This window comes from Bacillus luti, assembly GCF_009739945.1.
Classification (GTDB): domain Bacteria; phylum Bacillota; class Bacilli; order Bacillales; family Bacillaceae_G; genus Bacillus_A; species Bacillus_A luti.
The window spans coordinates 4,053,374-4,067,117 of sequence record NZ_CP040336.1 but is presented as its reverse complement, the minus strand read 5'-3'; the positions used below and the strand labels follow the sequence as shown (position 1 = coordinate 4,067,117).

At 38.0% G+C, this 13,744-nt stretch carries 13 protein-coding genes; 6 read left to right on the top strand and 7 right to left on the bottom strand.

Features of this window, described 5'->3' with window-relative positions:
- Window positions 1-172 precede the first annotated feature (172 nt).
- Window positions 173-658 (bottom strand): MarR family winged helix-turn-helix transcriptional regulator, encoded by a 486-nt coding sequence (locus tag EUC40_RS20625; protein ID WP_071711176.1) that lies wholly within the window; start codon window positions 656-658, stop codon window positions 173-175.
- A 283-nt stretch (window positions 659-941) separates the two neighbouring features.
- On the opposite strand from EUC40_RS20625, the gene EUC40_RS20620 reads away from it, so the two are divergent.
- The 3 genes from EUC40_RS20620 to EUC40_RS20610 all read left to right on the top strand — a co-directional run bounded on the left by EUC40_RS20620 (window position 942) and on the right by EUC40_RS20610 (window position 4,330).
- Window positions 942-1,307, top strand: a complete 366-nt coding sequence (locus EUC40_RS20620; RefSeq protein ID WP_156576424.1) for a DoxX family protein — start codon at window positions 942-944, stop codon at window positions 1,305-1,307.
- A 161-nt stretch (window positions 1,308-1,468) separates the two neighbouring features.
- A complete protein-coding gene (locus EUC40_RS20615) occupies window positions 1,469-2,860 on the top strand; it encodes an MFS transporter (protein WP_156576423.1) in 1,392 nt (463 codons plus the stop codon).
- 21 nt (window positions 2,861-2,881) lie between these two features.
- Window positions 2,882-4,330: an MDR family MFS transporter gene (locus EUC40_RS20610; RefSeq protein ID WP_156576422.1), complete on the top strand. Its 1,449-nt coding sequence runs from the start codon at window positions 2,882-2,884 to the stop codon at window positions 4,328-4,330.
- 136 nt (window positions 4,331-4,466) lie between these two features.
- Here EUC40_RS20610 and helD read toward each other — a convergent pair whose 3' ends face one another.
- Window positions 4,467-6,797: an RNA polymerase recycling motor HelD gene (gene helD, locus EUC40_RS20605; RefSeq protein WP_156576421.1), complete on the bottom strand. Its 2,331-nt coding sequence runs from the start codon at window positions 6,795-6,797 to the stop codon at window positions 4,467-4,469.
- Window positions 6,798-7,077: 280 nt separating this feature from the next.
- Here helD and EUC40_RS20600 point away from each other — a divergent pair, with 280 nt between their 5' ends.
- A complete protein-coding gene (locus EUC40_RS20600; protein ID WP_156576420.1) occupies window positions 7,078-7,323 on the top strand; it encodes a cytoplasmic protein in 246 nt (81 codons plus the stop codon).
- 649 nt (window positions 7,324-7,972) lie between these two features.
- Window positions 7,973-9,619 carry a group II intron reverse transcriptase/maturase gene (gene ltrA, locus EUC40_RS20595; protein WP_001097732.1) on the top strand — a complete coding sequence of 549 codons (1,647 nt, stop codon included), beginning with the start codon at window positions 7,973-7,975 and terminating at the stop codon, window positions 9,617-9,619.
- Window positions 9,620-9,864: 245 nt separating this feature from the next.
- Here the strand turns inward: ltrA and prsA are convergent, their stop codons facing one another.
- Window positions 9,865-10,731 carry a peptidylprolyl isomerase PrsA gene (prsA, locus tag EUC40_RS20590; protein WP_071711170.1) on the bottom strand — a complete coding sequence of 289 codons (867 nt, stop codon included), beginning with the start codon at window positions 10,729-10,731 and terminating at the stop codon, window positions 9,865-9,867.
- Window positions 10,732-11,155: 424 nt separating this feature from the next.
- Window positions 11,156-11,350 (bottom strand): hypothetical protein, encoded by a 195-nt coding sequence (locus EUC40_RS20585; RefSeq protein ID WP_000172690.1) that lies wholly within the window; start codon window positions 11,348-11,350, stop codon window positions 11,156-11,158.
- Window positions 11,351-11,461: 111 nt separating this feature from the next.
- On the opposite strand from EUC40_RS20585, the gene EUC40_RS20580 reads away from it, so the two are divergent.
- A complete protein-coding gene (locus EUC40_RS20580) occupies window positions 11,462-11,797 on the top strand; it encodes a DUF1878 family protein (protein ID WP_071711169.1) in 336 nt (111 codons plus the stop codon).
- A 9-nt stretch (window positions 11,798-11,806) separates the two neighbouring features.
- Here the strand turns inward: EUC40_RS20580 and EUC40_RS20575 are convergent, their stop codons facing one another.
- The 3 genes from EUC40_RS20575 to EUC40_RS20565 all read right to left on the bottom strand — a co-directional run bounded on the left by EUC40_RS20575 (window position 11,807) and on the right by EUC40_RS20565 (window position 13,638).
- Window positions 11,807-12,364: an HTH-type transcriptional regulator Hpr gene (locus EUC40_RS20575; protein ID WP_000834923.1), complete on the bottom strand. Its 558-nt coding sequence runs from the start codon at window positions 12,362-12,364 to the stop codon at window positions 11,807-11,809.
- A gap of 298 nt (window positions 12,365-12,662) precedes the next feature.
- A complete protein-coding gene (locus tag EUC40_RS20570; protein WP_071711168.1) occupies window positions 12,663-13,025 on the bottom strand; it encodes a YtxH domain-containing protein in 363 nt (120 codons plus the stop codon).
- A gap of 178 nt (window positions 13,026-13,203) precedes the next feature.
- The gene (locus EUC40_RS20565; protein ID WP_001016832.1) at window positions 13,204-13,638 is read right to left on the bottom strand and encodes an HIT family protein; all 435 of its coding nucleotides are present in this window, start codon (window positions 13,636-13,638) and stop codon (window positions 13,204-13,206) included.
- Between the last annotated feature and the right edge of the window lie 106 nt (window positions 13,639-13,744).

Below are 13,744 nucleotides of genomic sequence, written 5' to 3'. Positions count from 1 at the left end.
TGGTTTTATCCCGCTTTAATGGGCAGTAAGACCCCCACCTCAAAATGCAGCGAAAGCAAAGAAGTTAGGTGGGGGTCGGGCTGCCCATAAAAGTCCGATTGGTGAAGGCTAATAATCAATGGGGGATGAAGAAAACCCCCATTGATTATTAGCCTTCACTTTATTTGCACACTTAACAAGTTTTTTCGTTGTCAACTTCTCCGCATGAATCAGGAATTTGCTTATCTTTTATTAATTGTAATAGAAGTTCAAAAAACTGCTCACGCTGCTCTAATGTGAGATTTTGCAAAATATCGTTTGCGACTTTGTCTTGGAATGCGAGCGCCTGCTCCATATTGGATTGCGCGCGTTCAGTAAGTTGAATTAATGTAGCTCGGCGATCAGTTGGATCGGGTATACGAATTAGGAGCTTGTCTTGTTCGAGTGCATCGACAAAATCGGTAACTGTACGTGCTTTGACACCTAATTTAGCAGCTAATGCATTCATTCGAATGGGGCCATTTTCAGAAACGGTAGATAGAACACGTAGCCTTGGCCCTGTTAGATGATAAGGTGTGTCAAGAGCTGACAATTGAGATTGAAATTCTCTTTGAACATAGTTGGTCGATTGCATTAAGATATGGATGATATCTATTGCAGCTGGATAATTTGATTTCATGAATGGGATGACCTCCTCATTATTTTGTAGTTCATTTTTGCACGTTTCATAAATATATTGTATATTATTAGTGAGTATCCTCTCTATATTACAAACAATTAGTGAGTAACCTCATTATATCGCATGCTCATAATGTGTAATAGCGGGATAATTACTATTATAACTGATGCAGGGGTCTATAGAAAATGATAATAGAGCGAGGTGTATTGATGTAAGGAATTTCAAATCGTTTCAGTATTCAATAGCAATACCCTAAAAAAACATATGTAACGGAGGATTGTACATGACTATTGTAGCACTAGTACTTCAATGTTTATTAATTTTTGCATTTTTCTTTTCAAGTGTGAGTAAAATTGCGGGAGCAAAGATGCAAGTAGAGGCTTTCACTCATTTAGGTTTACCTCAATGGTTCAGAATTGCGACCGGTTGGATCGCTTTAGCGGGGGTGGCTGGACTGATTTTTGGTTTCTGGAATGAGATCGTATTAGTTTTAGCAGCATTATGGATTGCTTGTATTATGTTAGGAGCTGTATTGTCGCATATTCGTGTTAAAGATCCAATCGGAAAAATAATGCCAGCAGCCGTACTTATGATTTTAGCGCTAATTCTTGCGGTCGTTCATTTTACAGCAGTAACAGAACTGCTGTAAAATAAATTGTAGTTTAGTAGATTCGATTGAATAGAGGTAGAAACTGAGCGCGTACAGTAAAAATGATATCCTCATTATAATAAAATAGTGAGGATATTCATTATGTTGATACTCATTTAAATTTGTATAGATTATGGGAAAGAGAAAAGGAGGTCTACACGATGGTAGATAATTCATCACAAAATGCGGATAAGTTGCTAGGAGTTTTAGTCGTTACGCTAATATTTTCGGTTATGAACGGTACGATGTTTAATGTAGCTCTTCCTGAGATAGGGAAAGAATTTAACCTTGTTCCTTCAGAGGTTAGCTGGATTATGACTAGTTATATGGTCGTTTACGCCGTCGGTTCTATCGTAATGGGAAAACTAGCGGATAAATATCGGCTAAAGGATTTGTTAACGTATGGATTACTTATTTTCGCTTTAGGTTCCTTGCTTGGCTTACTTGCTACTGAGTATTGGGTTATCATTTTGGGGCGTGTCATTCAAGCGGCGGGGGCTTCGGTTCTTCCAGCGACAGCGATGATTATTCCCGTCAGGTACTTTGCGCCAGAGAAAAGAGGCCGTGCCCTTGGAACTTCAGCAGTTGGTTTAGCACTTGGTAATGCGTTAGGACCCGTTGCGGCAGGATTAATCACAAGCTTTGGAAATTGGAGACTTATGTTTGTTCTTTCTTTACTACCGCTTCTGACACTTCCTTTCTTTAGGAAGTATTTAGACAATGCAAAAGGGAAGGCGGGTAGTATCGATGTTCTTGGCGGAGGGCTATTAGCTATATCAGTCGCGTTCTTCTTGCTTGCCATTACGCAGATGCAAGTGCTGTTATTCCTTGGAGGATTTGTTATGTTAGCATTCTTCATTCTGCGGATTAAAAAAGCTAAAGAACCTTTTATTAAACCGACTTTGTTTAAAAATAAGAACTTTTCGATTGGGTTACTCCTTGCTTTTATGACGACAGCGATGAGCTTTAGCATGACATTCATGACGCCGCAATTTCTATCGGCAGTAAATGGATTGACTCCTTCAAATATTGGTTTTGTTTTAGTTCCAGCCGCAATTGCCTCGGCAATTATGGGAAGAAAGGGAGGAAGGTTAGCTGATACTCGGGGCAACTTTGCACTCGTTTTTATTGCCTCAGTATTCATATTCCTTGCTTTCTCATTATTATCCACTTTTATTGGGGTATCAGCTTTTATCATTGCATTGATTTTAATTTTTGGAAATGTAGGACAGACCTTTATGCAAATTTCGATGTCTAATACGATTTCACAAACACTGTCAAAGGAGGAGACTGGTGTTGGAATGGGCTTACTGTCGATGATTAATTTCATATCTGGCGCGATGGCTATGAGTGTAGTAGGGAAATTGCTGGATAATGGTTCTACTCCGCTAAAGCTAAACCCTTTTATTGCAAATCAAGCTGCAAATATGTATAGTAATATCTTCGGCGTGATGTCATTGGTGATCTTACTTGTAGTTGTGCTGTATCGCCTTCAATTTGGCATGGGTGCTTCTACGTTAAATATGACTAACAAAGGTAGTAAGAATTTATAAAGAATACGAGGAGGTTTATGTATGAATGCTCAAACTGCGTCTGTTTCTTCGCAGTCAAAGGAATTTGACAATGTGAAAAGACTCCCAATTTTAATATCGATGATCATTGGGGCGTTTTTTACCATTTTGAATGAAACATTATTGAACGTTGCTTTTCCACAATTGATGATTGAGTTGAATGTAACACCATCGACTCTTCAATGGCTTTCAACAGGGTACATGCTTGTAGTTGCTGTGCTAATTCCAGCTTCTGCTTTATTAGTACAATGGTTTACAACAAGACAAGTATTCATAGGTGCTATGATAGTCTTTACTTTCGGTACATTTGTAAGTGCGATTGCACCTGGATTTTCTATACTATTGGTGGGTCGCTTGTTACAAGCGGCAGGTACGGGATTAATGATGCCCGTATTAATGAATACGATTCTTCTTCTATATCCTCCTGAAAAGAGAGGAGCGGCAATGGGGAGTATTGGGCTTGTGATCATGTTCGCTCCTGCTATTGGACCGACACTTTCAGGTATCATTTTGGAAACATGGAATTGGAGATGGCTATTTTATATCGTTCTTCCATTCGCAATTTTTTCTATCGTTTTCGCGTTTATTTATTTAAAAAATGTCTCAGAGCCTACTAAACCAAAGGTAGATGTGTTATCTATTCTTTTATCTACAATTGGATTTGGCGGGATTGTTTATGGATTTAGTAGCTCAGGTGAAGGTTGGGATAGTTTCCGGGTGTATGGCATAATCTTAATTGGTCTTGTAGCAATTCTATTCTTCGTATTGCGTCAATTGAAATTGAAAGAGCCATTACTAGATCTTAGTGCATTTAAATATCCAATGTTTACACTAACGACAATTTTATTGACGATCATGATGATGACGATGTTCTCGACAATGACGTTACTACCATTTCTATTCCAAGGTGCTTTAGGCTTAACGGTCTATGCAACTGGTCTTATCATGCTTCCAGGTAGTCTATTGAATGGTCTGCTTTCCCCAGTTTCAGGGAAGCTCTTTGATAAATTTGGCCCAAGAGCGCTTATTATTCCTGGTACGATATTATTAGCAGGTGTGATGTGGTTCTTTACACAAGTAACGGCAGATACGTCTAAAATAACTTTCATCCTATTACATGTCACTATGATGGTATCCATTTCAATGATTATGATGCCAGCGCAAACGAACGGTTTGAACCAACTTCCGAAGCGATTTTATCCTCACGGAACAGCTATTTTGAATACTCTATCACAAGTAGCGGGTGCGGTAGGAGTTGCTTTCTTTATTAGCGTTATGACTTCCGGACAAAAGAAATATTTAGATGCATCTTCAAATCCAACTGACCCGGCTCAATTGACTGAAGCAATGGTTTCAGGCGTGCATAATGCTTTTACGATTGGATTTGGTCTGGCACTACTTGCGGTCGTTGTAGCTTTGTTTATAAAACGTTCGCAGACCTCGGGAGATTAAGGTACGAGATTACTTTCTTTATTTTAAAAAATGAATAGCGTAATTCTAGAGGTGTGAACCAGTCTGTTAAGGACTGGTTCTTTTTTGCGTCTTCAAGGTATAAATCCTACACAAAAAAGAAACACCTTGATTCATATCAAGGTGTTGTAATAAGCTCAAAACTCTCTGAATCAGCCCCAAGTACAAAAGGACTAACCTCGCCAACGCTATAAATCTGTAACTCATGCATTGCACGTGTACAAGCAGTGTAGAATAATCTACGAACACTCTCATCACTGTACACATTTTTAGAAGCATCGTAAATAATAACAGCATCAAATTCGATACCCTTTGCTAAATAAGCAGGGATGATAACGACGCCTTGCTCATACTCAGCGGAGGTACTCTTCACAAGTTTAATATCTTCAATGCTACCGAGCGCCTCGTAAGCAGCGGCACTTTCGGCTGCAGATTTACATATAATTGCGATCGTATTGTGCTGCTCTGTTTGTAGTTCAGCAACTTTAGCAGTAATATGCTCATGAAGTTCGCTGTAATCAGCTACTTTCGTTACTGTAGGTTTCTCACCGTCACGTTCAAATGCGTTAATTTTCTTTCCTTCTGGTACGAGATTTCGTGTGAATTCAATAATCGGTTTTGTTGAGCGATAGCTACGAGTTAAGTTAATGCCGTTCGTTTCGTCTGGCCCGTATAAATTCGTAAGTGTATCGAAATTCACCGTTTCACTCGCATGAGCAAATATCGCTTGGTTAAAGTCTCCGAGTACCGTCATTTTTGCGGCAGGGAAGAGACGTTTTAAAAACTCGAATTGAAACGGAGAATAATCTTGCGCTTCATCTACGAGTACGTGTTTAATCGATCTGTTCGTTTGGAAGCCTTCAATTAACTCTTTTAAAAGTAAAAATGGAGTCGCATCTTCGTAATATAGCTTTCCTTCATCAAGCATGTTCACCGTTAGTGAGCAAATGTCGTCCCATTCATTCGGCTTTTCGCCAACCAATGATGCATCTGTAAAGAGCTGTTTATATATGCCTGTGAAATTGATGAAACGTAGTGTTTGAACACCTTTACGAAGTGGCTTCAATTTTTTACGAACAATCATACGCCCAAGTACTTTCGTTTCTTTCTCGAAATCATTAAAGGAGTTGTCGTCAAACTCGCCCTTTTTCTGTAAGTATTTATAAGCCTTTTGATATTCATCTTTACTAAGTAGTTCAATTTCTTCTTCTACCCAAGGCTTTTTCAGTTCTGCTTTTTCAAGTGCATCTATTTGCTTATTTAGCCAATCCGTTAACTTTTCAATTCGGCTATGGAAGCGGAGGGAGGAGTCAGTATTATAAAATTGCTCCGTGATTTCTTTAGCGGAGGCGATCAGTTTTCCTCTAAATTTCATTCCTCTAAATAGCATGCCAGACGATTCAAGAGATTGTCTGTACGTTCTAATCATCTCGAAAAATTGAGTAGATGCTTTAAAGCGAATGCTTGCATTTCTAGTTTTATAGGCAGGGCTATTCGTTTCAGTTAGCATATATTCTAATTGCTCGTATGGATCTTCCACGTCAAATGACTTACTTAGTCTATGATTTAAATATTCTTGGAATGTAACTTGCTGCATATTCTCTTCGCCAAGTTCAGGTAGTACGTTAGATACGTAACTGTTGAACATAGAGTTAGGGGAGAAGAGAATGATTTGATCTGCTTTTAACCATTCGCGATATTTATATAGTAAATAGGCGATTCGCTGCAGTGCAGCTGACGTTTTACCACTACCAGCAGCTCCTTGCACGATAAGTAGTCGACCTTCATCGTGACGAATAATTTCATTTTGTTCGCGCTGGATCGTCGCAACGATGCTTTGCATATGTTTGTTCGTACCTTTTCCGAGCGCTTGTTGCAGGATTTCATCTCCAATTGTAAGACTCGTATCGAACATAGAATCAATCTCGCCATTTTGAATAATGTATTGTAATTTTTTCTCCACAGTTCCGTTAATGACACCGCCTGGCGTACTATATTTTGCCGGCCCTGGTGGATAGTCATAGTAGACGCTTGAAATAGGTGCGCGCCAATCATATATAAGAAAGTTTTCGCCGCTTGCATCAGTAAGGGTAGCGACACCGATATAAATTTTCTCAGCCGCAGGTTCGCCTTCTTCTGTAAAATCAATGCGTCCGAAGTAAGGTGCTTTCTGCATACGTCTTAGTGCGGCAAGTCGATTAAAAGTGTGCTTATGTGTAATTTGTGTTACAGCAAGTGATTGAGCTTGTTGTCTTAAGTTGATAACTGTTTCAAGATAATCATCAAAAGTATCAGTATTCACTTTCACGTCATCCCAAAAGTGTTTGCGGATGTTGATTACTTCCGCCCGGCGTCTGCCAGTTTCGTTTTCCAGCTTATCAATTTGTTTCGCAATCGTTTCGATTACGGTATCCAATCGTTTTTGCTCTAGATCAAGTTTTTTGTTCATACGCTAAGCACTCCTTTAAAAGTGAAAAATAGAGGTTGACTGAAAATGGATTTTGTTGTACAATTAAGATACGGATAAATACATTCTTTTATTTTTAATGAATGCGTTTCTGTACTAATTTAACATAGTTTTTGAATTTAATCAATGATAATGAGATAAACCTTGGTTCCGCGCTATGTGGATCGAGGTTTTTTTATGCTTTTCTTTAAGGAAGAATTGCAATTTTATCGAGGAGAATGTAAGTAAAGCAAAGAAGAGAATGAGGAATAGGGGGATACTGATGGAAAAACATTTTAAGGAATCACATCGTTTTTGTTCTCGTAATAGAAACAGCTTAGAAAAGGATGTTATATGTGGTTGTTTTTATTGTTTGGAAATTTTTAATCCAGAAAAAATTACAGAGTGGTGGGATGATGATAACACAGCCGTTTGTCCTCATTGCGGGATTGACTCTATTATAGGAGAAAGTTCTGGATTGAAAATCACAGAAAAATTTTTAGGCGAAATGCATAAGAGATGGTTTTAGTTAAACGAATGGCAAAAGCAACTTCCGTTAACGAAGATTATGGTGCGACAAGAAGTCGCATTCCCACAGGGTAGCTTCTGCTACTAGATTAGATGCAAAGTCTATCTCCATCCGAAACTGCGGACTTGGTAACGGGCTCGTGGGTTGCATGAGGAAATGTGGAAACAGAGAGTCTGTACATGACTCGGAATACCGCTAGGAGAAGACAGGTACGGTGAACGAGAGTGAAGGCTCGTAAGCTTCGTAATCGTTAGCTTGGGATAATGTACAGCTCTACCCAGGTCTTGATAAGAGGAAAGGCATTCTCATAATACTGCCGCGTTGCATCCCGCAACTTATCCGGAGTAAAGAGTCCACCTAACCCTGTCGTATCTGTGGAATGTGAAACTTGGTAAGCCCTATGTCATCTGCGCAAGCAGTAGGATGACTGTAAAGTCAAACGATGTGGCAGAGGGTAAAGGATATAAGAGAAAGCAAAAGCCGCTAGCCGAAAGGAAACAGGAAAGCATAGAAATATGTATAACTGAGCGGATATTGTCGTCCTTACGGACAAACCCATGACAAGCCTGAAAGGGAGCCCACTTCTTATAGGTCTTCAACATGGAAATACATTTGTAAGTTATCTTCTGACGAATAGGAGCGTGCAGTTATGAACACCTCAGAACGAGCGTCGGCGCACGTCTCGTATACAAACTGGAAAGCAGTTCAGATGTATGTGACGAAGTTACGACAAAGAATTTACCGTGCCGAACAGTTACAGCAACAAAGAAAGGTAAGAAAACTTCAACGCTTACTCATGAGAAGCGAAGCAAACTTACTGTTATCAATTAGACGAGTAACACAGCAGAATAAAGGAAAGCGAACAGCAGGTGTTGATGAACATACAGCCTTGAGTCGCAGAGAAAGAAATCTTCTCTATGAGCAACTCAAAAAGTTAAATACGCTACAACACCGACCAAAACCAGCAAAACGTATATACATTGTGAAGAAAAACGGAAAATTGCGACCGTTGGGCATCCCAACTATAAAGGATAGGGTATATCAAAATATAGTGCGAAATGCCCTTGAACCACAGTGGGAAGCCAGATTTGAAGCTATTTCTTACGGGTTTCGTCCTAAGCGAAGTACCCATGATGCCATACGAAGCATTTTCAATAGAATCAACGGGGGCACAAAGAAGAAATGGATATTTGAAGGAGATTTTCAGGGCTGTTTTGATCATCTCAACCATGAGTGGATACTCAAACAAACTTCTTACTTCCCAGGAAGAAAACTATTGAAGCGATGGCTCAAGATGGGATACATGGAGCAAAGCTTTTTCGCGGAAACGCAAGAAGGTACTCCGCAAGGAGGAATTATCTCGCCACTTCTCGCTAACATTGCCCTTCATGGAATGGAAGAAACCTTGGGAATTACTTACAAGAAAAACTATAAAGCTAATGATAGTTATATTATGAATCCTGCTTGCAAATTTACCCTTATCCGTTACGCAGATGATTTTGTGGTCTTAACGGAGACAAAAGAACAAGCACTCTCTGTATATATGAGACTTCGTCCCTACTTAAAGGACAGGGGATTGGAATTAAGCCCTGAAAAGACGAAGGTTACACATATTGAGGAAGGATTTGAGTTCCTAGGATTCTTGATTCGGCAGTACCAAACTGAACAGGGGAATAAACTGTTCATCAAACCAAGTAAGGGCAGTAGACAGAAAGCGAAGAAGAAAATTGGAGATACTTTACGTGTCATGAGGGGTCAACCCATCGGAGAAATCATCCGAGTGCTTAATCCTATTATCAGAGGATACGGGCAATACTGGAAACATGTCGTTTCTAAGAAAATCTTTGGTACAATGGATAGCTATATCTATTGGAGAATCGGCAAACATCTTCGACAGCTCCATCCAAAGAAGTCGTGGAAATGGATATATGCAAGATATTACAGGCATCCACATCATGGTGGAAATGCTTGGACACCAACCTGCCCGAAAACAAATATCCAACTCTTACATATGTCATGGATTAAGATTGAGAGACACAACATGGTGAAATTCAAAAATAGTCCTGATGACCCAACATTGAAAGAATACTGGGAAAAAAGAGACCGTAAGGTATTTGATACGGAAAACACGATGGATAGAATGAAGCTGGCTAGAAAACAAGGTTACCGCTGCGCTATCTGCAAAACTCCACTACAAAACGGGGAAAAGGTAGTCGTAAAAGACATGCCTGTTCCGCAACACCTCATATTGTCTAATTTAAACTTAAAATTAGTTCACTTACCTTGCCTATACTAAAGGGACTGAAATCGGATAAAAAGAAGGCTTGAGCCGTATGATGGGAAACTGTCACGTACGGTTCTGAGGGGAGTTGGGGGCAGCGATGCCCCCCGCTTACCCGACTAATTATATATAAGTGACTAAGACTTTACATTACCAACATGAAGAATTAAAAGGGCTATAAAAAGCGAATATGCTCCATTATTATCTCGAGAAGAGGGCATACAAAAAAAGCTCGGGCTAAGCCCAAGCTTTTCAATTCATTATTTCTTTTCTTCTTTTTTAGCGTCAGCTTTCTTCTCTTCGAAAAGATCTTTTAAATCTTTATCGTCAACTTTGATGTCAGCTTTTTTGATTTCTTTCGTCATAAGATCGTTCATGAATTCGCCATCTTGTTTTTTCTTCGCAACTAATTCTTTTTTGATGTCAGCTTTAGATTGCTCGAATGATTTTTCTGGCTCTTTAATGTCTGTTACTTTAATGATGTGGTAACCGAATTGTGATTTTACAGGTTCGCTTACTTCATCTTTTTTCAGTTTGTAAGCAGCATCTTCGAATTCTTTAACCATTTTACCTGGTCCGAAGAATCCTAAGTCTCCGCCTTTTTCTTTTGAACCAGTATCTTCAGAGTATTGTTTCGCTAACTCTTCGAAAGATTTACCTTGTCCAAGTTCTTCTTTAACCTTCTTCGCAGTCGCTTCATCTTTTACAAGAATGTGGCTTGCTTTAATTTCAGGTTTGTAGTTTTCTTTTAGTTCTTTATCAGTGATTGTTTTCTCGATAGCTTTTTCTTGAGCTAATTCAGCACGAACACCATTTTTTAACGTTTCTTCTTTAAGACCTTGTTGTTTTAATAGTGTATCGAATTGATCACCGACTTGCTTTTTCATTTCATCGTACTTTTTGTCTACTTCTTTGTCATCAACTTTGTAGTTTTTAATAAGTACTTTCTCCATAACCATGCTTTGTAAGACTTGGCTACCACCTTTTTGCTTCATTTCGTTGTAGAACTCTTCTTTTGTAATGTCACCAGCTTTAGATGTAACAATTTTGTCTGATGATGATGATGTTCCACATGCTGATAAGGCAATTACACTTGTTGCGGCTAAGGCAAGCATCGCTTTCTTCATTCGATAAACACTCCTACTATTATGTATTTTTAATTTATCCTACACCGATGAATTTTAGTTCATAAGAGCCCGATTAAGTCTCACTGATACTTTTGCTTCTTATACTGGTAAAGCGCGCTTAACAGGGCTTACCGAGGCTGAGGATAAAGTTAAGATGCGTGTCATTTATTTCATAGTATAAGCAATATGTACAGAATTTAATATATCATATTTCGACTCGATTTCATATTGATAAAGAAAAATTAACCATATCGTGTCAGATTTTGAAAGTGTGCCATATTGGGCATATGCCGCATATACAGAATAGAGGAGGGGATGGGGATGAATTCTCAACTTATTTTATTACTTGTACTGTTTATTTTATTGGTTATAGTAGGTATAATTTGCTTATAGAGGAAAAAAATGAGGAAGGGGCTTTCCTTCCTCACTTTCCATGAAATATAATTTCTATATAACTAGAAATTAATAAAATTGTTATACATACATTAATAACCCGAAAGACACCGGGTTGGCGGCTCGCAGCTATTTGTTTTCGTTCACACAGTGTATGTGTCATGAAATTCGTGTAAAATATAACAAGAAGTGCGAATGCGACAAAAACAACTGTTATAAGTGTCATGAGGCGAGACCTCCTTTTGGCTAAAATACATATATATTGTATCACACGATATTTTGTTCGTGTTACAAAATTCAGAAATAGAAGACTTTGTGTTAGAAAGTGAGGGAGAAAATGGACGTTGTTAGAAGATTAGAACAAGCTGAATACTACGTAGACCTACTATTTAAAATGATTGATGAAGAAAAGTGTCCATTTTATTCTTTGATCATAAAGAAAAAAGCTCGTAAAAAAGATATTGAACGTATACTACAACTTTGTGAAATACTGAACGAACAATACGTAGTGGAGAAAGCAGAAGGGCTTTTATTGTTCGATGCGCTGTTAGATCAATTTGAAAAAGCGCTTCCACATCAGCTCGAAGTACACGAAACTGCGGAAGCGCTAGCAAAACAAGGTTTATTTAAGCCACTTATGAATGAATTCCTAAGCATGATTGCGAAAAAATAAATAAATAGATTACTTCTTAACTAACTTCTGATCGGATTCCATAAAGTTCTCATCAATATCTTCTAATGATTTCTCAAAAATATCGATAAATTCTTGTCCGTAAATATTACGCAGGATTGCAATCAGTTCGATATTTTCTGGGAATTTCCCGTAAAAATTACGAAGTGCAAGAGCCCCATTAAACACGGAATTATTTTCGGGATTATACTCCTCCATTAAGCGAAGTAGTAATTCTTCCCCTTTGTCTGTAATTTCAATGTACGTATTTCGTTTATCATCTTCTTTTTTCGAGAATACAAGATAGCCGCGTTCTTCCAGCTTTTTCGAGAAGTTAAACGCCGTTGATACGTGCATAACTCCAAACTTAGCAATCTCAGAAATAGAAGCCCCTTTTAAATGATAAGCAATTGATAAAATGTGATGCTCATTAATGTTTAAATCGTAAGGTTTAATCCACTGTTGCCAATCTTTCTCTACACATTTCCATAACGCTTTCGATAATTGAGCAATGCGTTGGCTGAAAATCATCGCTTCTTTTACCGAGTAATCTTTTTCTCCACTTTTCATTTACTCACCCACTTTAACATTCTTTTTCATTACTATCTATTATGCCAGTAAAATAAAAATTAATAAAGTCTTTTTGTGAGAATTGTGAAAATTTTTTAACAAAATGACATTCTATACAAATCATGCATAACTATGGAAGCGGTTTATGAGTCAAGAATACATGTGTTGTCTGTACATGTTAAGTGATAACATATATTGTAAATGCATAAAAACACGGCATATCTATGTGATATGCCGTGTTAAGGTCAATTTATCTAAAAAATATTTGTTATATGCAAAAAACTAAGCAGGAATCTGTTTACGCTTTTTCTGGAACAGCTTCTTGTAGTTTCTCAATTGACTTTTGGATGTCTAAAATTTCTTTCTCAATATGGCGCTTGTTTTGAGAAATATCTTGTTTCCAGTTAGAAAGCGTGTCTTGCATATCGTCTTTTAATTCTTGAAATACTTCTTTACCTTCTGAAGCCGTTTCAACGATTTGACGCTTTAATAATTTTGTATCAGCTGTAATATCAGCTAAAGTCTTTTTAATATCAGTTCCTTTTTCTTTCAGCTTACCGCGCATGTCTTTACCAGAAGAAGGAGTTGAGAAAAGAACGGCTAGTCCAGCAACAGCTCCGCCGCAAATAACACCTGTAATAAAGGATTTAGCTTTTGACATAAAAGGAGACCTCCTTATTTTTTGTTCGTATTCATGATGTGAAAAAGTATGAATATCTTTCTTATATGTGCTAGGCACAAACAATCATCCCCGAGCATTTGTGAAGAAACAAGTCATGCTAATGTGTAACCATTTTGGGGAATAGACTTGTTATGTATTACGTCTTCTTATAGTGTCACTATTTCACACTATTTGCAATTGTGCTTGCGATGTTTTGTAAATTTTCCATAGTGTATTCATTTTGATGTGATTTCCAAACAGCACCGAAACCATCGTTTTCACCGTAGCGTGGAATTAAATGAAGGTGGAAGTGGAACACAGTTTGTCCAGCTTTTTCACCGTTATTGTTAAGTAGGTTAAAGCCAACTGGATTAAACTCTGCTTTCATTGCATTTGCGATTTTTGGAACGACAGCAAAAATGTGTGATGCGATTTCTGGCGTTAACGCAAATATGTCTTGTTTGTGAACTTTTGGAATAACAAGTGTATGTCCTTTTGTTACTTGACTAATATCTAAAAATGCAAGTACATGCTCATCTTCGTATACTTTTGAGCAAGGGATTTGCCCGTCAATAATTTTACAAAAAATACAATTATCCGCTGTATGATTCATCAATATCATCCTTTCAAGTAGCCTTAGCCGTATTTTACCATAATTACATAATAGAACAAACACGAAAAACAGGAAGCTGACTCAGCTTCCTGTTTTCTGAAGATGG